Genomic DNA, 19,198 nt, shown 5'->3' on the forward strand with positions numbered 1-19,198 from the left:
ATGAAGCTTAAATCGTTGCTGTGCGTGTCGGCTTCGACGATCATCGGTGTGGCCGGTTTGGTCCCGACGATCGCGCAGGCGCAGACCGCCCAAGGCGCACCGATGCCCGAAGCGGCCACCGACCAGAGCGTCAACCCCGCCGCCCCCGAAGCGCAGGATCAGCCGGCAGACGACATCGTCGTAACCGGGCTTCGCCGCAGCCTTCAGTCAGCGCAGGCGATCAAGAAGAACTCGGATGGCATCGTGGATGCGGTCGTCGCCGAGGATATCGGCAAGCTGCCGGACACATTTGCCTCTTCCGCGCTTCAGCGCGTGCCGGGTGTCGCGGTGACGCGCGGCGGCGGCGAATCGGCCGGCGTGACGGTGCGCGGCCTTCCCGACCTGACCACCACCTACAACGGTCGCCAGATCTTCACGGCCGAGGGCCGCTACGTCCAGATCCAGGACTTCCCCGCCGGCACGGTCGCGGCGCTCGAGGTCTACAAGTCGGGCACAGCGAACCAGATCGAGGGCGGCATCGCCGGCGAGGTCAATGTGCGCGGACGCAAGCCGTTCGACTTTGACGGGTTCGAGTTGTCCGGCTCGCTCAACGGCGTGCTGTCGCAGCAATCGGAAAAGATCGTGCCGAACGGCAACCTTCTGATCAGCGACCGCTGGAACACCGGCATCGGCGAGATGGGGTTGCTGGTGAACGCCTCCTATGTCGGCATCAATTTCCTCGACTCTACGCGCGAGCAGTCGCTGGTGATTCCCAGCACCGACGCGACCAATGCACCCGGCGTGCAGCCCGGCCTGCGCTTTCCCGACGCGCAGGGAATCTTCCTGGGCTATGGCGAGCGGTATCGCCCGTCGGCCAATGCGGCGTTCCAGTGGAAGCCCACCCCCGAGCTCGAAATCTATGTGGACGGGCTGTATCAGGGCTTCCGCTCGAAAGACTATAACCGCTACATGTTCATCCCGATCTTCGGCGGCGCCGTGCTGTCGAATGTGACGACGATCCCCAACACCAACCAGATTTCGAGCGCGACGGTCACCAACGCCTTCCGGCCGGACGGCTTCACCGGTTCTTTCAACGGCAAGACGGACACGTACCAGGCCGGCGGCGGCGCGATCTGGAAGAAGGATCGGCTGACGATCTCGGGCGACGTCGCCTATACCAACAGCAAATACACCGCAGACCTCGTCAACGTCGATTACCTGTTCGCCAGCTCGCCCGTGCGCAACGTCCAGTTCGAGGCGGGGGAAGACGGCGGGCCGACGCAAACGTTCGTGAATTTCGATATCACGAACCCGAACAACTTCCTCAGCCGCGGCCTGTATCAGGAGTTGACCGTGGTGAGCGGCAAGGACTGGCAGTCACGCGCCGACGTCGCCTATGATTTCGACGGCGGGTTTCTGAAACGTCTGCAATTCGGCGTACGCTACGCTGACCGCGATGCCGCGCGCGATTTCGGCAACTCCTATTTCAACAACGAAGCCGCGCGTATCCCGCTTTCATCGCTGCCTGGCGCCGATATTCGGACCAGCCTGCCCGGATTCACCTTCAACACGGTCGAACCGAACGTCGCCTATGCCGCGCTCACGCGCAACAGCATTCGCGATAATCTCGTCGCGCTGCGCACCTTCTTCGGCACACCGGCGGGAACGGTGGCGTTCAACCCGCCCGACACCTTCCGCGGCAACGAAAAGTCCTACGCGGCCTATGGACAGCTGAAATACGGCTTCGACCTGGGCAATGTGGTGATCGACGGCCTGGTCGGCCTGCGCGCGATCAAGACGAAGCTGCGGATCGACGGCTTTTCGCGGGTCGATGACGGCAACAACGTCATCACCTTCCCGCCGATCAGCGCGAAGAGCGAGCAGACCGACTATCTGCCGAACGCCAGCGCGCGCATCGCCTTCAACGACAAGCTGCAGTTGCGTCTTGCTTACACCAAGACGCGCACGCGACCGAATTTCTTCGATCTTCGACCCAACACCTCACTGGGACAGCCGGTGGTCATCGTCGATCCGACCGACCCGTGCTTCGATCCCGCGAGCACGACCCCGCAGTGTATCGAGCGCCGGCGACGCGGGGGTTCGGCTGGCAATCCCGATCTGAAGTCGCTGACGTCGGACAACTACGACGTGAGCCTGGAATATTATTTCTCCCGGACAGGTTCGTTCACCGCCGCGCTTTTCCGGCACGATGCGAAAGGCTTTCTGTCGAGCACATTGGATCGCTCGGGAACCGGTACGATCATTTCCCGGCCTATCAATCTGGGCCAGACCCGCCTGCAAGGTGCGGAGGTGACGTTCACCAGCTTCCTCGACATCGACGGGCTGCCCGACTGGGCGAAGAGCTTCGGCCTGCAGGCGAACGGGACTTACATCGACGCCAAGGGCGACCTGCCGGAGGATCAGGCCGCGTCCTTCGGCAACACGCAGCAGCCGTTCCCGGGCGTATCGAAATGGGCATACAACGTCATCGCGCTGTATGAGCGGCCGATGTTCTCGGCGCGGCTTGCCTATAATTATCGCTCCAAGTTCGCGCAGTTCTACAGTTTCCAGCCGCTCGACCCGATCGCGCATCCGGTGATCGAGAAGGGCCGCGGCCAGGTTGATCTTTCGACGTCGATCACGCCGGTGCCAAACATCACGATCGCGTTCGACATCGTGAATCTGCTCGGCAATCCACTCCAGCGGTATCGCCAATATGATACGGGAGATGCCTACACCCGGCAGATCCTCTATATCGAGCGCTCCTATTCGCTCGGCGTCCGGTTCCGCTTCTGACGCAAGGGAGATCGAGCATGGGACCCCGCCTCCTCCTCGCTCTCGCTCTTGTCGGCACGGTCGCCAGCTTCGCCGTCGCGGATCATCCCGCGGCGGCGGAGGCGGCGCCGAGCGCGGCGGATCGGATCATCAACGATCCGCGCGTGCCGGCGCTCACCGCTTACGGGCTCGCTCTGCCGCCGCAGGTGAGGAGCGACAAGGACGTGCAGTTCGGGAAGGCGCTACGTATCTCGCTGTCGGGGCATCCCGATTTCGGCCGCATCGGCGTCATCAGCCCGACGCTGAAACCGGTGAAGAAGGGCGACCGAATCGTCATCGCCTTCTGGGCGCGGGCGGAGGAATCACCGGCCGGCACACCGGGGCGGATCGGGCGTGTCCAGCTGGAGGCGACGCCGAAGGTCAGGGCGATCTTCGAAAAGCCGTTCGAGCTGACCGCCGACTGGAAGATGTATCAGCTCTCCGGCACCGCCGACCAGGATTACGCGCCGGGCGCGCTGAACGCCGCGCTGCATCTCGACGTGCAGAAGCAGGTGCTCGGCATCGGGCCGGTCTTCATCCTCGACTATGGCCAGCAAGGATCGTGATGCGTCGAAGTAAATTCTTGATGGCGCTTGCGGGCGTCGCGCTGGCCGGCGCGGCGCTGGCCGGCAATCCGCAGTTTCAGGGCGCCGATCCGCACGCGATGTTCATCGGCAAGGACCTGTGGGTCTTCCCGACCGGCGGCCCCGGCGGAAGCTGGCGCGCGGATCGCTTCGGCGCGTTCTCCTCGCCAGACCTGAAAAGCTGGAAAAGCCGTGGCGAGCTGATCCGGCGCGATCAGATCAGCTGGATCAAGGACGACGGCGCGCCCGAGCACTTCCTCTGGGCGCCCGGAGTCGCGACCCGGGGCGGCAAATGGTATCTCTATTTCTCGGTCGGGCCCCAAATTCCCACGCCGAGCCGCATCGGCGTCGCGGTCGCTGACCGCCCGCAAGGCCCTTATCGCGACAGCGGCCGACCGCTCGTCACGGGCAAGCTCGTCAAGGACGGCCACGGTTTCGAGGCGATCGACCCGATGGCCTTTGTCGATCCGAATAGCGGCAAGGCGTATCTCTATGCCGGCGGCAGCGCCGGATCGACGCTGCGCGTATGGGAACTGGCGCCCGACATGGTCACCGTCACCCGCGAGGTGAAGATCGATCAACCGCCGCACTTCACCGAAGGCGCGTTCATGCACGAACGCGGCGGCACCTATTACCTGTCCTACAGCCACGGCAAATGGAACGGCGCGAGCTATTCGGTGCACTACGCGACCGCGCCGTCGCCGACCGGTCCGTGGACGTATCGCGGGGTCATCCTGAGCGGCGACGCACGCCATCAGGGGCCGGGCCATCACAGCTTCGTGCGCACGCCGTCCGGCGAATGGCTGATCGTCTATCACCGCTGGGAACGCACGCCTGGACCCGAGCCGTTCCGGGGCGAGCGCCAGATCGCGATCGACCGCGTCCGCTACGCCGCCGATGGCCGCATCCTGCCGATCCGGATGACCGACGGGGCTGCCGCACCGACGCTGCCGCTGCGGTGACGATCCGGAAAGCACGCCGGCGCTTGCGCAACATCGTCCTGGGGATCGCCGCCGCCGTCACGACGGCGCCCACATTCGCGCAGCAGAACCCGCCCGGAGGCCCCGAAACGCCCTATGTCGATCCGGCGAAAGCGTATCTCTTCGCGCACATGATGACGGGCGATTACGGGACGCTGTATTATTCGGCCAGCATCGACGGGCTGCACTGGCGGGCGCTGAACGGCGGGAAGCCGGTGTCGGCCGACTATCACGGCCACGCCTCGATCGCGCGAGGCGGCGACGGGCGCTATTATCTGGTCGGCAACAAGGGGGACGACGATCCGCTGATCCGCTTCTGGGTTTCCACGGACCTCATCCGCTGGACGCCCTACGGCACCTATCGGCCCGACCTGAAGGACATCCCCGGCCTTCCCCATGCGCTGCAGCGGATCGGCGCGCCGAAGCTGTTTTTCGATGCAGCATCCGGACGCTTCCTGCTCAGCTGGCACACGCCGAACCTGGACGGATCGGCGACCGACCCCGAACGCTATTGGGGGAGCCAGCGCACCCTCTACGTCCTGTCGCCCGACCTGAAGCGCTTCGATGCACCGCCGCGGCGCCTGTTCGACTGGGACATGGCGACCATCGACACCGTCGTGCAGCCGAACGACAGCGGATCGGGCTACTGCGCCTTCATCAAGGACGAGCGCTATCCGTCCTATGCCTGGGTGACGGGCAAGACGATCCGGCTCAGCTGCGCGGCGAAACTGACCGGCCCCTATCCCCCGCCCGGCCCCCCGCTCAGCCCCAATTTCCGCGAGGCGCCGACGGTGATCCGGTCGCCCGACGGCAAGGACTGGCTGCTTTATTACGAGCAATATGCAGGCACGAGTTACGGCCTGTCCAAGGCCCCGAGCCTGCGCGGGCCATGGTATCAGGTGTCCGGCAACAGCGGCGTGCCGGCGTGGAACCGCTACGAGATGACGCCGGGCGCCCGCCACGGATCGATGATCGCCATCTCCCGGCGCCAATATGATGCGCTGGTCGCGGCCTTTCCTGCCAAGCCGTCGAATTAGGGTTCATTTGTCATGGCGAATGTGCGGGAGCGTCCGGTCGTGCGTGTCCCGGAAGAATAAAATCGCGCCCAATGCAATCTGCTAATGCGAGGGACTTGCATTAGCAGATTGCATTGTCTAGTCAGCGCTCCGCCAGGGAGGGCTGACCATGTTTGCATTTACCGCGATGATCGCTGCGGCGGCGATGGGATCGACCGATCCCGAGGTGACCGATCAGGACCGCGCCGATATCGTCGTCACGGGTCTGCGCAGCGAAGGCAGCGACGACTACGGCGCGAAAACACAGACGACGGCGACGCGCCTGCCGCTCAGCCAGCGCGAGACGCCGCAATCGGTGAGCGTGGTCACGCGGGCGCAGATCGAGGATTTCCAGCTCAACGACGTCAACGCGCTGCTGACGACGGTGCCGGGCGTCAGTGTGCTCGCGGCGGAAACCGACCGCGTGTATTATTCCGCGCGCGGTTTCGACATCCAGACCTTCCAGATCGACGGCATCGGCCTGCCCTTCGCGTTCGGCATCCAGACCGGCTCACTCGACACCGCGATCTACGACCGGGTCGAGGTCGTGCGCGGCGCCCCGGGCCTGCTGTCGTCGACCGGCAATCCGTCCGCCGTCATCAACTTCGTCCGCAAGCGCCCCGATCGCACCTTCAAGGCAAGCGCGAGCGCGCAATATGGTTCGTTCGATCAGTTGCGCCTCGATGGCGACGTGAGCGTGCCGCTGACGGCAAACGGCAGCGTCCGGGCCCGCGGGGTCGGCGCGCTTCTCGACTCCGACAGCTATCTCGACCGCTATCACCTGCGCCGCTGGACCGGTTACGGCATCGTCGAGGCCGATCTGGGCCCGAACACGGTCGTCAGCGCGGGCTATGCGCACCAGGATCACAAGAGCCGCGGCGCGATGTGGGGCGCGATCCCGCTCGCGTTTGCCGACGGCACCCGCATCCCGTTCGATCGCGACAGCAACTACGCGCCCGACTGGTCGAGCTGGAACGTCACCGACCGCCAGATCTTCGGCGATCTCACCCATGATTTCGGCGGCGGCTGGACCGGCAAGGTTTCGGTCCTGCGCCGCGCGACCGACGAGGCGGACACGCTGTTCTACATCTACGGCAATCCGGGGCGCGGATCGCCGAGCGGCATCGACCTCAGCGACCCTACGAAACCACAGGCGATCTTCAGCTATCCCGGCGCCTTCACCGGCGAGAACCGCAACCTGACCATCGACGCCTATGTCGGCGGCAAGGTGACAATCGGCGGGCGCCAGCATGACGTGATGGCCGGGATCAACCGCGGCGCGCAAAGCTACCTGCAGGCCTCGAGCTACGATACCGCATCGATCGGCATCCCGCTGCCGCTCGACACGCTGTTCGACGGCAATTTCCCGCGCCCGAATTTCCCCACGCCCTACACGCCGAGCCTCGACCAGCACACGCGGCGAGAGACGGCCTACGGCCTCGTCCGCCTGAACCTCGCCGATCCGCTGAAGGTGATGCTGGGCGGCAACTACACCCATTACACCAGCGAGGGCGTATCCTACGGCGCCGCGCAGAATTTCGACCGGTCGAAATTCCTGCCATTCGTCGGGGCGACGTTCGATCTGACCGCGAATATAAGCGCCTATGCGAGCTTCGCGACGATCTTCAATCCACAGGTGGAATTCGACGACCAGAACCGACTGCTCGACCCGATCGAGGGGGACAATCTCGAAGCCGGGTTCAAGGGCGAATGGTTCGGCGGGCGGCTCAACGCCAGCGCCGCGATCTTTCGGGCACGACAGCAGAACACCGCGGAAGCGGCCGGGTTCGATGCGGTGCGCGGACGCACCATCTACACGCCGGTCGATGCCACCTCGCAGGGGATCGAGCTGGAGGTTGCCGGCCAGCCCGCTGCCGGATTGCAGGTCACCGGCGGCTTCAGCGTCATGCGTGTCCGCAACGACCGGGACGATACGCCGGCCCGCACCTTCGTGCCGCGCAACGTCGGCCGGCTCAATCTCACCTATTCGCCGCCTGCGCTCCCAGCACTCAAGCTCGGCACCTCGATGCAGTATCAGAGCGGCATCTACACCGACGCGACGACCGCGACGGGAATCGGCACGCGACTGCGTCAGGACGCCTATGCGCTGGTCGATCTCCTCGCGCGCTACGACCTCACCCGCAACGTGTCGGTCAGCGCGAACCTGCGCAATGTGACGAACGCGCGGTATCTGACCTCGCTCACCTTCGATCAGGGCTATTACGGAGCGCCGCGCAGCCTCCTCGGCACCTTGAGCGTGCGCTACTGATCGTGGTCGGCGAGACAGCCCTGATGTGGATGGGCGCGGCCACTGTCGTGATCGGCATGACGGTGGTGCGACATGGCTGGGCGGGCAAACGCGCGCGAGCCGTCGCGGGATGGCTCATCGTCGCGGTCGGCCTGCTTGGCATGACATGGCTGACCGGCGCCTGGGGCCTGACGATCGGATGCCTCGTGGCGACCACCCTAGCCCTGTCGTTCGTCCTCTACGCGGGCTGGACGGCGCCGGCTAAGCTCCGGCGCCCCCTCCGATCGCCGCCGTCGATAGAGTTGCCGCGGCGTTGGCGAGGGTTTGGCCGTCGTCTCGCGGTGTTCGCGCTCGTCGTCCCGGTTGCCTTCGCCGCGGCGCAGTGGTTCGCCTTCGGTGCGCAGGCGTTTGCGCGCGGCACCGGCGCCGGCGCGACGAATGCAACCGCGCTGTCGCTTTTCGTGCAACCGGCGATATGGGCGGTGGTCATGTCGGTCCAGATGACCCGCGCCGATCCGTGGCGAATGATCGCGGCCCCCGCCGCCGCTGCGCTGCTGGGAACACTGCTGTGGGCGGCGTCGTGACCGCGGCGCACCCACGACCCGCGACGTTCGTCCAGCGCGCGCTGGCCGGCCATGCCGCGATCGGGTTGCTCGTCGGCGCGCTGCTCTATCTCGTCTGCCTGTCGGGTGCGATCGCGGTGATCCACGATCGCTGGCAACGCTGGGAACAACCGAACATCGCCGAAATGCACGCGCTGACGCCTGCGGCGGCACAGACGGCGATGACCAATGTGCTCGCCTCGGAGCGTGGCAGGCCCGCCACGACCCACCTCTACATCCGCATGCCGACCCCCGACCTGCCCCGCGCGGTCGTCACGACCGACAGCGGCGGACGCTATATTGATGCGCAGGGCGGGATCGCGGGACGCGAGGCGCACAGTTGGACCGAATTCGTCCTCGCGCTCCACATGTATCTTAATCTGCCGATGACGTGGGGAATGATCCTTGTCGGCGCGCTGGGCGTGGCGCTTGCCGCGGCAGTCGTCACCGGCGTGCTCGCGCATCCGCGCATCCTGCGCGACGCCTTCACGCTGCGCGCACGGCATGATTCGCAGATCGCGCGCGCCGACTGGCACAATCGTCTCGGCGTGTGGACGTTGCCCTTCGCGCTCGCGATCGCGCTCACCGGCGCGTTCATCGGGCTTGGCAGCGTTGGCTTCACCGTCCTCGCCAAGGCCTATTCGGGCGGAAATCTCGAGGCCGCCTATGCACCCATCTTCGGCGCGGAAGCCACGCCCGACAAGCGCGCCGCACCGCCGCCGGATATCGCGCGGGCGCTGACGACCCTCACCGCGCGCGTCCCGCAGGCAAGCCCGACCTACGTCATCGTCCACGATCCCGGGACGCGTGGCCAGCATGTCCAGATCATCGCGGAGCATCCGCGCCGCCTGATCTACGGCGAAACCTACGCGTTCGACGCGGCCGGACGCTGGCGTGGTGCCGTCGGGCTGGCGGATGGCGCGATGGGCAAGCAGTTCGCGGCATCGACCTACAACCTCCATTTCGGCAATTTCGGCGGCCTCGCGGTCGAATTGCTCTATGTCCTGCTCGGCCTCGCGCTTTGCGTCATCACCGCGACCGGCACCACGCTATGGCTGCAGAAGCGGCGCCGACGCGGGTTGGGTAGCGACCGGCTGGACGCCTGCTGGCGCGTCGTCGTGTGGGGCAGCCCGCTGGCGATCGTCGCGCTGACCTGGGTCCGCGCGCTCGGCGGGCCAGATGCACCGCTTGCGGCTTGGTTCTGGGCGATGATGGCGGCAGGCATGGCGCTCGGCATGCTTCGCCCGTCATGGATCGCAGCGGCCAGCCTGTCGGCATGGCTCATGTCAGCGATTGCCCTGACCGCTGGACTGCATCTGGCGATCACCCTGCCATCGGCGGGCGCGGTCGTCGCCCTTGACCTGCTGGGCCTCGGCATTCCTGCTGTGACCCTGATTTTGTCACGCTATCGCAGTTCGGGGAGAAAGGCTGCAGACGGTCAGGCTCGGTATTCCAGGGCCTGATTGATCGAGACGCGCTTGTTCTTTGGGGATCGCCCGCACGCTCCGAAAGCCGACGACCCGAAAGCGGGCTTGCGCCTCCGACTTGCACTGGCGCCAGGGCATGACGAGCGGCTATCCAATGGTTCGGTTGGGACCAGTGCCATCACAGCCGAGCGGAAATGCATCCATGCCTCTGAACGTTCTCCTTGTCGAAGATGACCGTGCTCTCGCAGAGTCGCTCGCCGAGGAAATGGCCGCGCTTGACGTCCGCATGTCGATCGCGGCCGAAGGCAGGGCTGCGCTCGTCGCGCTTGGCGAGAGCCAGTTCGATGCGGTGGTCCTCGACCGGATGATGCCGAAACTCGACGGGATGTCGGTGCTGCGCCGCATGCGCGACGACGGCATGACGGTGCCCGTCATCATGCTGACGGCGCTGACCCGCTCGACCGAGAAGATCGAGGGGCTGGACGCCGGCGCGGACGATTATATCGCAAAGCCGGTCGCAGCGGAGGAACTGGCGGCGCGGCTGCACGCGGTGCTGCGCGGGCGCGGCTGGAGCAAGCCCGGAACCGATACACTCGAATTCGGCGACATTGTCGTCAGTCCGACGCATTTTCGCGCGTGGCGCGCGGGGCGCCCGATCGACCTCGGCAAGATCGAGGTGTCGCTGCTCGCCGAATTTCTGCGCAATCCAGCAAACGTGCTGACGCGTCGCATGCTGTACGACCGTGTCTGGGGCTTCGATTTCGACCCGCGCAGCAACATCCTCGACGTTTATATCCGCCGGCTGCGCCAGAAGCTGACCGAAGCCGGCGGCGCCGATCCGATATCGACGGTGCGCGGCATCGGATATTCGCTTGGCCGATAGTGGCCGACGGCTTGGACGTGGCCCGACGATGAGCTTTGGCCGGCTCACCGCGCTGTTCCTGCTGTTGTTCTTCCTTGCGGTCCTGCTGACCGGAATCGCGACCTACACCGTCACCGGTCTGACGATCACCCGGCTGGTCGATCGCAGGATCGCCGCGATCAGCGATGTCGTCGCCGGCGACCGCGACGGCCGGCCCGACGCAGCGTCAGCGATGATCGCACGGATCGCCCGCTTCTCACGGGAGCGCGACACCGGCGATATCGGGTTCCTGCTGGTGAACGCGCAGCGGCAGACGCTGGCCGGCAATGTGCGGCTTCGGCGGCTCCCGCCGACCGGCTTCTCGACCCTGCGCACGGGTGACGGCATCCCCGGGCTGACGCACGGCCGCGCGCTCGTTCGCGCGGTCGGGGACGGGATGATGCTGGTCACGGTCGCGGAAACCGAGCCGCTCGATCACTATGACGCGGCGCGGCTTCGCATCTATCTGGCGGGGTTCGGCTCGATCGTCGTCATCGTGCTGGGTGGGGTCGCGCTGTTCGGCGCGCTCGTGACGCGAAGGATCGCGGCGATGCGCGCCACTGCGGAAGCGATCATCGCCGGTGATCTTTCGCGCCGCGTACCGTTGAGCGGCACGGACGACGAGTTCGATCGGCAGGCGGTAACGATGAACCGGATGCTGGACCGGATCACCGATCTGATGGACGGGCTGCGCCATATTTCGGGCGACATCGCGCATGACCTGCGCGCGCCGCTCGCGCGGCTGCGGTCGAACCTGGCGCGGGTGGCGTCCGCCACCCCGTCGCTGCCGCGCGACGGTATCGACTCTGCCATTGCCGAATGCGACGACCTGCTCGATCTCTTTGCGGCCATCTTGCGGATCGGCGAGATCGAGGCGAGCGGGAAGACCGGATTTGCCGCTCTCGACCTGGCGGCGCTCGCGACCGCCACGGCCGAGATGATGGCACCGGTCGCCGCGGAGGATGACCGGGAGATCGTTGTCGCCACCCCCCCTGCCCCCATCGAGGTGATGGGCGACGCGCGGTTGCTGACCCAGGCGATCCTCAATCTCGTCGAGAATGCGCTGGCGCACACGCCAACCGGAACGCGCATCGCCGTATCCGTCTCGGCGGAATCCGACGGAGCGCAGGTGGTCGTGCGCGATGACGGCCCCGGAATCGCGCCCGACGACCGGGCCCACGCGCTGCGCCGGTTTGGCCGGCTCGACCCCAGCCGCGGCAGGCCGGGGCACGGGCTCGGCCTGCCGATCGTCGATGCGATCGCCCGGTTGCACCGCGGCAGCCTGATGCTGTCGGATGCAGAGCCGGGCCTTGCCGCGACGTTGCGAATCGGCCCCGCCTAGAAGGCGACACCGATCTCCGCGCCGAAGGTCCGCGGCGGGTTGAAGTTGCCGTAATCCCCCAGCACCGCGTCGTTCGCGTTCGAACGGCGATAGATATAGGTCGTGTTGAGCAGGTTGCGGCTCCACAGCGACAGCGTCATCTTCGTCCCGCTCGCGGTCACCGGGATGTCGGCGAGCGCGAGGCGGCCATTCACGACGAAACTGCGATCGGTCCTGGTTGCCTCGTTCTGGAAGCTGTACTGCGGATCGGCATAGGCGGCATCGAGATGCGCGCGCAGCGCCGTGCCGTTGCCGCTGACCGGAACGCTGTAATCGACATAGCCCGACGCAGCGTTGCGCGGCGTGTACACCGTATAGACCTGATACAGCACGTTGCCGAGGTTGGGGTTCGGGGTCGGCGGCACCTTCGTGTAGGTATAGGCGTAGGACGCGCCGAGGGTGATGTTGTCGGTCGCGCGCACCGTCAAATCCGCCTCGGCGCCGCGGATTTTGGACGTGCCGGGTGCGTTCGCCGTGTTCTCGGTATGCAGGTTGAAGGTCGGGTTCGGCGTCGTCGTCCCCGGCAGATACGGGTTGGTATCGACATTGTCGAAATCGGTCTGGGTGCCCTTGCGATCCATGATGTAACCGGCAAGGTTCAGGCGCACGCGGTGATCGAGCAAATCCATCTTCGCGCCGACCTCGTAGGATTTGACCGATTCCGGACCGAACGCGAGGAATGTCGCCGACCGGTCGTTGGCACCGCCTGCGCGGTAACCGGTCGCATATTTCGCATAGACGTGAACCGTCTGCGACAGATCGAAGGCGGCGACCGCCAGCGGATCGAACCGCTTGTATTCCAGGTCCAGCGTGTAGGGCGTCGCGACGCCGGAGACAATGTAGAGGCGCCCGTTCCGCTTGTCGTCGGTGTAGCGCCCGCCAAGCGTCAGATGGAACAGGTCGAAGCTGTCGGGCGTGTAGGTCAGCTGGCCGTACGCCGCATAGCTCTTTGCACGGGCATAGCTTGCGCGCTGGAGGAACTGGTCGCCGATCGCCCAGCCCTGGTTCGAGGACGTGACCGGACCGGTCACGGTTTCGCTGTTGATCGTGTAGTCGGTGCCGTTCGCGTTCCACTTATTGGAACTGGGCGTCGCGGCCTGTTCCTGCGCGTATTCGTTGAAATAATAGAGGCCCGCGGTGTAATCGAGCTGCGGGATGCTGCCGACCGCCTGGAATTCCTGGCTGAACTGGTGCTGGCGCAGGAACGACAGGCTGTAGCGGCTGAAATTGGTGTTCGGCGCGAAGATCGTGCGCGCGGGTCCGCCCGAATTGTCCCATTGCTCGGTCGAAACGCGGCGCCACGCGGTGATCGAGCGCAGCTCGAGAGCGGGGGCTACCGCATATTTCAGCGTCGTGGACACGCCCTCGGTCCGGTCGATGCTCGGCTGCTGCGGCACGCCCACCACCGCGCTCTTCTGCCGATCGCCGCCGGTCGGCTGAATCAGCGGGGACAGCGGCGCGATGCACGCGGTGCAAACGGTCGCGGTGCCGGCGGGGCTGCCCGGCGCGACGAGCTTCAGCGTCACCGGGTCATATTGGCCCACCGTCTTGCCAAGCGGATTGTAGCTGATGAGCTGGCTGAAATTCGGGGTATTCTCGTCCTTCGCCTTGTCATAGGCGACGGTCGCGCTGAAGTTCGACGTCGGCGACCATTTTGCCGAAATGCGACCACCTTCGCGGTTGTAGAAGTTCCAGCCCGCCTGCCCGGCGAGCGGATTCTTGACGGTCGGGTCCTGATGCTCCTGCACGCCGTCGATCTTGATCGCGATGTTGGCGAATTCGGGCAGGTTCAGATGCCCCTGCACCGTATGGCTGCCATAGTTGCCGACGCCCGCCGAAAGGCGTCCGCCGAAGACGCCGGTCGGCTGCGCGGTGACGATGTTCAGCGCGCCGCCTTCGGTGTTGCGGCCGAACAGCGTGCCCTGCGGCCCCTTCAGCACCTCGATCCGCTCGACATCGAACAGCGCGGCGTTGAGACCTTGCGAGCGGCCGAGATACACGCCGTCGATATAGACGCCGACCCCGGTGTCGCGCGCGGTCTGGTTCTGATCGAACGGAACGATCCCGCGAATACCGACGGTGAGCGCCGACTGGCGCGCCTCGAAGGTCGCGACGCGCAGCGAAGGCACCGTCCCGTCGCCGAGATCGAGCAGGCTCTGGACGTGGCGCTGCTTGATGTCGTCGGCACCGATGACGTTGATCGCGATCGGCGTCTTCTGCAGGCTGGTCTCACGCCGCGTTGCGGTGACGACGATCTCGCCGAGCTGCGGGTCGGGCGTCGTGTCGGGCGTCGCAGCCGGATCCGCGGTCGGGGCGGCGTCGGGTGCGGCTTCGGCCAGCGCGGTAGCGGGTGCGGCCAGAGAAAGCGTGCCAATGGCGACGGTCGCAAACAGCACGCCGCGAACGCGCGAACGGATGAACATGGTGATCCCCTTGATGGCTTGGTGCCTCTCGGGGCGGCTACGCCCGCTGCGCGTAGCAACGGTGACGGTTTGACGACAGCGCCAGACTTAGTCGTTTCACGCCGGATTCATGAATGTGGACGCACCCGCACGGATATCTGGTCCCCGGATTTGCGATTGATGTCGTTCACGAGTGTCACCGGGCGCGCCCGAACAGAAAAAGAAGCTGGCCCTGCTGGGACGGCGTGGGACGCGACGGGACAGCATGTTGGCGGAGCGGGAGGGATTCGAACCCTCGATACGCTTTTGGCGTATACTCACTTTCCAGGCGAGCGCCTTCGACCACTCGGCCACCGCTCCGCATACCCTGGACGGGAGGAGGTGCCCTAGAGCGTGTCTGCGCGGCCCGCAAGCCGGTTGCGCAGACTGTGTGTGCCGTGCGAGGCTTCGCCCATGCTGTCGATCACCCTTCCGCTCCTGCTCGTCGCGCAGGCCGCGCCCGCTACCGCCCCGCTGCCGAGCGATCCCGCCGCTGGCGACTGGAAACCGATCCCCGACGGCGAGGTGATGATCGTCTCGCTTGCAGGCGGAAAGACGGTCGCGATTCGCCTTGCCGCTCGCTTCGCGCCCGATCACATCGCCAATATCCGCAAGCTCGTCGCCGCGCGCTGGTGGGACGGGGAATCCGTCTACCGCGTGCAGGAAAACTGGGTCGCACAGTGGGGCGACCCGACCGAGAAGAAGCCGCTTGCCGCCGGCGTCGCCGCGTCGGTGACGCCCGAGTTCGAGATCGCGCGCTTCGACCCCGTCGTGCGCATGGCGAAGGCGGACAGCTATTCGCAGGCGGCCGGGATCAGCGCAGACGGGTGGCCGATGGCTTCGGACGGCAAGGCCGCGTGGCTCACCCATTGTTATGGCATGGTCGGCGTCGCGCGCAACAGCGACCCGCGCAGCGGCTCGGGTTCCGAACTGTTCACCCCGATCGGCCAGTCCGCGCGGCGGCTCGACCGCAACTACGCCGTTGTCGGTCGGGTGATCGAGGGGATGCAATATCTCTCCGCCCTGCCCCGCAGCGACGCAGCAATGGGCTTCTACGCAACCGCAGCCGAGCGGACGCCGATCGTCTCGGTTCGGCTGGCGAGCGAATTGCCCGCAGCAGGCCGCCCGCGCTTCGAATATCGCAGCGCCGATAACGCGCGCTTCACCGCGATGGTGCGGCTGAAGGAAACGCCCGCCGCGCCAATGATCGCGACCGGCGCCAGCGTGTGCGACATCCCGCTCGCGGTGCGGCGGGTCGGCGCGAAATAGTCCGCGGCCCGACCCCGCCCGGAAGGCCTACCGACCAACCCAGTCGGAAACCTGAGTCGCGACCTGGTTTGCCGCATCGTTCAGCGCGGGGCCGGCGCTGACCGCATCGATCGCGGTCACCGGTACGCTCGCTTCGAAGCGGCGCTTCTCCACCGCCTTGCCGTCGCTACGGATCAATTCCGCATCATAGGTGACGATCACCGCCCGCGACGGCGCGTCGAACCCGAAATTGCGCAGCTCGCCCGTCAGGCGCGCGCCGGGATCGGCATAGGACTGCGCCTCGCCGAGCACCACGCGCCCGGTCCGCGCACCGACCGTGTCGGCAAGCAGCCGCGCGAACAGGCGCTGCGGCGGCTCCACCCACTGCGCGTCCTTCAGATAGGCGACCGCGGTCGGCGATTGCTGCACCGGCACCCTCGCGGTCGCCAGCGCCTGCGGCACCGCGGGCACCGCGATGGTTATCGTCGGGGAGGCCGCGGAGTTCTGCACCTGCCCCGCGGGTACCTGCGCGGTCGAGGTGAGGCTGAGCAACTGTGCCGGCGGCTTCGCGCCGAAGCTGATGCATCCGGCAAGCGGCAGGGCCGCGATCAGGACGAGCGTCTTCTTCATGGGAACCCTCACTTGCCCTTGTAATCCGGAAGTTTCTGCTGACCGATCAGCGAGCCGGCGCCCTGGCGATCGACCTTTTCCGCAATCGACGAGAGCGCCGCCGACGTCTGGCGCAGATCGTGGACGAGCTTGCCGACCTCCGGAATCGTCTGCTTCGAAAACGCCTGAAGCCCCGGCCGCGCATCGCTGATCGCGCCGTTCAGCGTATCGGCGCTCTGCTGGGCAGAGACGATCGCCTTGTTCAGGTTCGCCATCGCCGGCTTCACGTCTTCCGCCAGCACGCCGTTGGTGGTCGCGGCCAGCTGCCCGATCGACTGCGCGGCATCGCCGGCCTGCTGGATCGCGACGCGCGTCTGGGCGAGCGTGGCGGCAATCTCCGGCCCGCGATCGGCAAGCGCGTCGCTCAGCCGGTTGGTGTTGTCGAGGATGCCCGCAATCGACGCCTGGTTCTTGTCCGAAAGCATGCCCGTCAGCCGCTCGGTCAGTGTCGAAAGTCGCTCGAGCAATTGCGGCGCGGAATTGAGGATCGCGCCCAAACCGCCGGCCTTGGTCGGGATGACCGGTACGCCGTAGGGACAATCGACCTGCGGATTGACGTCGGGACACACGATCGGCGGCGCGCCCTTGACCGCACCGTCGAGCTGGATCGTGCTGGTGCCGGTGAAGCTGCCCTGGATCGTCGCGGTCGTGCCGCGCAGCACTGGTGTCTCGTCCTTCACGCTCACGCGCACGCGCACGAACTGGGGATCGGGCTTCCACAGCGAGATTTCCTCGACCTGACCCGATGGCACGCCGGAGAAATTGACCGCGGACCCCTTGGCGAGGCCATCGACCGATTGCTTGAAGAAGATGTCGTATTTCTTCTCGGTCGCGCCGCCTGCGCGCGCGATCCAGACGGTGAAGATGGCCAGCACGCCGAGCAGGATCAGCACGACCGCACCGACGAGCACGTGATTGGAACGGGTTTCCATGCCTTACGCCTCTGCCTTTTCGTGCGCTTGCGTCTTGTGCGCGTCCTGGGTCGCCACCGCGGCGCGGCCGCGCGGCCCCTTGAAATATTCCTCGATCCACGGATGATCGAGCGCGAGCAACTCGTCGATCGTGCCGACCGCGATCACCTTCTTGTCGGCGAGCACAGCCACCCGGTCGCAGATCGCATACAGCGTGTCGAGATCGTGGGTGATGAGGAAGACGGTCAGCCCCAGCGTCTTCTGGAGCGATTTGGTGAGCTCGTCGAACGCCGCCGCGCCGATCGGGTCCAGCCCTGCGGTCGGCTCGTCGAGGAACAGCAGTTCCGGATCGAGCGCGAGCGCCCGGGCGAGGCCGGCGCGCTTCTTCATCCCGCCCGAAAGCTCTGCCGGAAATTTCGGCCCGGCATCGGCGGGCAGACCCGTCATCACGACCTTGTAGGACGCGATCTCGTCGAGCAGCGAGAGCGGCAGCTCGGGGTAGAATTCCTTCAGCGGCACCTGGACGTTTTCCGCCACGGTCAACGTCGAGAACAGCGCGCCGCCCTGGAACAGCACGCCCCAGCGCTTGCGGATATCCAGCGTCTCGCTTTCCTCACGGTCCACCGTCGGCTCGCCGAAGACCAGCACCTCGCCAGCATCGGGCACCTGAAGGCCGATGATCGAGCGCATCAGCACCGACTTGCCCGTCCCCGATCCGCCGACGACGCCTAAAATCTCTCCCCGCCGCACGTCGAGGTCCAGCCCTTCGTGCACCACCTGGTCGCCGAAGCTGTTCTTCAGCCCGCGCACGCGGATGACCGGATCCTGATCGTCCGCCATCAGATCCATCCGATCCAGGTGAAGAACACCGCAAAGAACGCATCGAGCACGATGACGAGGAAGATCGCCTGCACCACGGCCGAGGTCGTGCGGCTGCCGACCTGCTCTGCATCGCCCTCGACCTGCATCCCCTGAAAACAGCCGGCGATCCCGATGATCGCGCCGAAGACGGGCGCCTTGACCAGCCCCACGAACAGGTCGGTGATCGGCACGACCTCGCGAATGCGCTGGACGAAGGTTTCCGGGGGAATCCCGAGCGACGCCCAGCACAGAAACATGCCGCCGAGAATCGAGATGATCGACGCGTAGAAACCCAGCAGCGGCATCAGCAACGTCGCGGCCATCACTCTAGGCAACACCAGCGCTTCCATCGGCGACACGCCGATCGTGCGCATCGCGTCGACCTCCTCGGTCAGCTTCATCGTGCCGAGCTGCGCCGCGAACGCCGATCCCGATCGCCCGGCGACCATGATCGCGGTCATCAGGACGCCGAGTTCGCGCAGCGTCAGCCGGCCGACAAGGTTGATCGTGAACGCCTCCGCGCCGAACTGGCGCAGCTGCACCGCGCCCTGCTGCGCGATGACGATGCCGATCAGGAAACTCATCAAGGCGATGATGCCCAGCGCCGACACGCCAACGACCTCGAACCGCTGAACCGTCGCGTTGAAGCGGAATTTGGACGGATGGCGAATCACGGTTCCCAGCGCGATCACCGTCGCGCCGAGAAAACCGAGGAGGCCGTACAGCGTCTGGAAGGCGATGACGACTGCGTCGCCCACCTCGCCGAGCACGCGGGTCAGTGGGCTGACATAGTGCGGGCGCACCGAAACCGACTGATCGGATGCCGCGACCTGCTCCAGCAAATGCGCGCCGTCCGGTGACAGCCCCTCGATCGAGGCACCCCGCGCCTTGGCAAAGCGGTGGACGACCCAGGCGCCGATCGTATCGATCCGCTCGACCGCCGACAGATCGAGCCGCTCCACATCGCCCTGATAGGCATCGAGCCGATCGGGAAGATCGCCGAGATCGGACAAGGCCAACCGCCCCGAAAAATCGAGCGTGCCGGCGCCGGAGCCCCCGCTTTCAGCAAAATCCGCCTTCGCGCCCATCGCCCGCAC

At 66.1% G+C, this 19,198-nt stretch carries 15 protein-coding genes and 1 tRNA gene; 10 read left to right on the forward strand and 6 right to left on the reverse strand.

Going from position 1 to position 19,198, the window contains the following annotated elements:
- From BOS5A_RS12655 to BOS5A_RS12695, 9 genes are all read left to right on the forward strand, one after another.
- Entirely contained in the window at positions 1–2,775 is a 2,775-nt protein-coding gene (locus tag BOS5A_RS12655) for a TonB-dependent receptor (protein ID WP_151955447.1), read from the forward strand.
- 17 nt (positions 2,776–2,792) lie between these two features.
- Positions 2,793–3,359 (forward strand): hypothetical protein, encoded by a 567-nt coding sequence (locus tag BOS5A_RS12660; protein ID WP_151955448.1) that lies wholly within the window; start codon positions 2,793–2,795, stop codon positions 3,357–3,359.
- Positions 3,360–3,379: 20 nt separating this feature from the next.
- Entirely contained in the window at positions 3,380–4,339 is a 960-nt protein-coding gene (locus BOS5A_RS12665; RefSeq protein WP_234419325.1) for a family 43 glycosylhydrolase, read from the forward strand.
- Between the two features lie 32 nt (positions 4,340–4,371).
- On the forward strand, positions 4,372–5,394 hold the full coding sequence (locus BOS5A_RS12670; protein WP_442800529.1) for a glycosyl hydrolase family 43: 1,023 nt from the start codon (positions 4,372–4,374) through the stop codon (positions 5,392–5,394).
- 148 nt (positions 5,395–5,542) lie between these two features.
- Positions 5,543–7,681, forward strand: a complete 2,139-nt coding sequence (locus BOS5A_RS12675; protein WP_151955450.1) for a TonB-dependent siderophore receptor — start codon at positions 5,543–5,545, stop codon at positions 7,679–7,681.
- A 23-nt stretch (positions 7,682–7,704) separates the two neighbouring features.
- Entirely contained in the window at positions 7,705–8,244 is a 540-nt protein-coding gene (locus tag BOS5A_RS12680; RefSeq protein WP_151955451.1) for a hypothetical protein, read from the forward strand.
- On the forward strand, positions 8,241–9,725 hold the full coding sequence (locus BOS5A_RS12685) for a PepSY-associated TM helix domain-containing protein (RefSeq protein ID WP_234419327.1): 1,485 nt from the start codon (positions 8,241–8,243) through the stop codon (positions 9,723–9,725). The genes BOS5A_RS12680 and BOS5A_RS12685 overlap by 4 nt, the downstream gene beginning before the upstream one ends.
- Positions 9,726–9,891: 166 nt before the next feature.
- Positions 9,892–10,572: a response regulator transcription factor gene (locus BOS5A_RS12690; protein WP_199857362.1), complete on the forward strand. Its 681-nt coding sequence runs from the start codon at positions 9,892–9,894 to the stop codon at positions 10,570–10,572.
- A 28-nt stretch (positions 10,573–10,600) separates the two neighbouring features.
- Positions 10,601–11,932 carry a sensor histidine kinase gene (locus tag BOS5A_RS12695; protein ID WP_151955453.1) on the forward strand — a complete coding sequence of 444 codons (1,332 nt, stop codon included), beginning with the start codon at positions 10,601–10,603 and terminating at the stop codon, positions 11,930–11,932.
- On the opposite strand, the gene BOS5A_RS12700 is transcribed toward BOS5A_RS12695, so the two are convergent.
- Together BOS5A_RS12700 and BOS5A_RS12705 are read right to left on the reverse strand one after the other, a co-directional pair.
- Complete coding sequence (locus BOS5A_RS12700) at positions 11,929–14,394, reverse strand: TonB-dependent receptor (protein WP_151955454.1); 2,466 nt, start codon at positions 14,392–14,394, stop codon at positions 11,929–11,931. The two genes, BOS5A_RS12695 and BOS5A_RS12700, sit on opposite strands and share 4 nt — an antisense overlap.
- Before the next feature lie 248 nt (positions 14,395–14,642).
- Positions 14,643–14,733: transfer RNA gene (locus BOS5A_RS12705), tRNA-Ser, on the reverse strand.
- 93 nt (positions 14,734–14,826) lie between these two features.
- Here BOS5A_RS12705 and BOS5A_RS12710 point away from each other — a divergent pair.
- A complete protein-coding gene (locus BOS5A_RS12710; RefSeq protein WP_151955455.1) occupies positions 14,827–15,681 on the forward strand; it encodes a peptidylprolyl isomerase in 855 nt (284 codons plus the stop codon).
- Between the two features lie 27 nt (positions 15,682–15,708).
- Here BOS5A_RS12710 and BOS5A_RS12715 read toward each other — a convergent pair whose 3' ends face one another.
- Genes BOS5A_RS12715 through BOS5A_RS12730 form a run of 4 tightly spaced genes read right to left on the reverse strand, consistent with a single transcriptional unit; the run spans position 15,709 to position 19,189 of the window.
- Positions 15,709–16,290, reverse strand: coding sequence for an ABC-type transport auxiliary lipoprotein family protein (locus BOS5A_RS12715; RefSeq protein WP_151955456.1), 582 nt, complete (start codon positions 16,288–16,290; stop codon positions 15,709–15,711).
- Between the two features lie 8 nt (positions 16,291–16,298).
- Positions 16,299–17,261: an MlaD family protein gene (locus tag BOS5A_RS12720; RefSeq protein ID WP_151955457.1), complete on the reverse strand. Its 963-nt coding sequence runs from the start codon at positions 17,259–17,261 to the stop codon at positions 16,299–16,301.
- 3 nt (positions 17,262–17,264) lie between these two features.
- Complete coding sequence (locus BOS5A_RS12725; RefSeq protein WP_199857363.1) at positions 17,265–18,080, reverse strand: ABC transporter ATP-binding protein; 816 nt, start codon at positions 18,078–18,080, stop codon at positions 17,265–17,267.
- A complete protein-coding gene (locus BOS5A_RS12730) occupies positions 18,080–19,189 on the reverse strand; it encodes an ABC transporter permease (RefSeq protein WP_151955459.1) in 1,110 nt (369 codons plus the stop codon). Before BOS5A_RS12730 ends, BOS5A_RS12725 begins: the two co-directional genes overlap by 1 nt.
- Positions 19,190–19,198: the final 9 nt, after the last annotated feature.

This window comes from Sphingomonas sp. EC-HK361, from assembly GCF_902498785.1.
Lineage (GTDB): Bacteria > Pseudomonadota > Alphaproteobacteria > Sphingomonadales > Sphingomonadaceae > Sphingomonas.

Coding starts and splice junctions, on each gene's coding strand:
- BOS5A_RS12655 (WP_151955447.1), top strand. CDS start 1: ATGAAGCTTAAATCGTTGCTGTGCGTGTCGGCTTCGACGATCATCGGT.
- BOS5A_RS12660 (WP_151955448.1), top strand. CDS start 2,793: ATGGGACCCCGCCTCCTCCTCGCTCTCGCTCTTGTCGGCACGGTCGCC.
- BOS5A_RS12665 (WP_234419325.1), top strand. CDS start 3,380: ATGGCGCTTGCGGGCGTCGCGCTGGCCGGCGCGGCGCTGGCCGGCAAT.
- BOS5A_RS12675 (WP_151955450.1), top strand. CDS start 5,543: ATGTTTGCATTTACCGCGATGATCGCTGCGGCGGCGATGGGATCGACC.
- BOS5A_RS12680 (WP_151955451.1), top strand. CDS start 7,705: ATGTGGATGGGCGCGGCCACTGTCGTGATCGGCATGACGGTGGTGCGA.
- BOS5A_RS12690 (WP_199857362.1), top strand. CDS start 9,892: ATGCCTCTGAACGTTCTCCTTGTCGAAGATGACCGTGCTCTCGCAGAG.
- BOS5A_RS12695 (WP_151955453.1), top strand. CDS start 10,601: ATGAGCTTTGGCCGGCTCACCGCGCTGTTCCTGCTGTTGTTCTTCCTT.
- BOS5A_RS12700 (WP_151955454.1), bottom strand. CDS start 14,394: ATGTTCATCCGTTCGCGCGTTCGCGGCGTGCTGTTTGCGACCGTCGCC.
- BOS5A_RS12710 (WP_151955455.1), top strand. CDS start 14,827: ATGCTGTCGATCACCCTTCCGCTCCTGCTCGTCGCGCAGGCCGCGCCC.
- BOS5A_RS12715 (WP_151955456.1), bottom strand. CDS start 16,290: ATGAAGAAGACGCTCGTCCTGATCGCGGCCCTGCCGCTTGCCGGATGC.
- BOS5A_RS12720 (WP_151955457.1), bottom strand. CDS start 17,261: ATGGAAACCCGTTCCAATCACGTGCTCGTCGGTGCGGTCGTGCTGATC.
- BOS5A_RS12725 (WP_199857363.1), bottom strand. CDS start 18,080: ATGGCGGACGATCAGGATCCGGTCATCCGCGTGCGCGGGCTGAAGAAC.
- BOS5A_RS12730 (WP_151955459.1), bottom strand. CDS start 19,189: ATGGGCGCGAAGGCGGATTTTGCTGAAAGCGGGGGCTCCGGCGCCGGC.